The organism is Mesorhizobium sp. M2E.F.Ca.ET.209.01.1.1, from assembly GCF_004010375.2.
Classification (GTDB): domain Bacteria; phylum Pseudomonadota; class Alphaproteobacteria; order Rhizobiales; family Rhizobiaceae; genus Mesorhizobium.
Map to the genome: position 1 here is coordinate 1 of NZ_SADP02001261.1, position 286 is coordinate 286.

A 286-nucleotide genomic window follows, 5' to 3' on the forward strand; every position below is an offset into this window, starting at 1 on the left:
CAAGTGTTTGCCCCCCACTTGGAGAAGTACAATGAACGGACATACCGTACCCGAACTGCGCTATGCGATGAGCCGCGAGGCCATTATCGGCCACGAAACCGCCTGGAAAGTGTCGAGCTTCGGCGTTGCGCAGTATCGGCATGGCTATGATCCGGCTCTGCTTGCTGCGATCGAGGAGGCCGCCCTGAAGCTCAAGGCCAGCCATGCCGTGCACAAGCACCTCGATCTGACCTTCATCACCGGCGCGGACCGTTTCATTCCCGAAATCAAGGAGTTGCTGAACGAC

General features: G+C 58.4%; 1 pseudogene. It reads left to right on the forward strand.

The features are described from left to right. Positions 1–31: 31 nt before the first annotated feature. Positions 32–286: pseudogene (locus tag EN852_RS39985) on the forward strand (hypothetical protein); the annotation flags it as partial.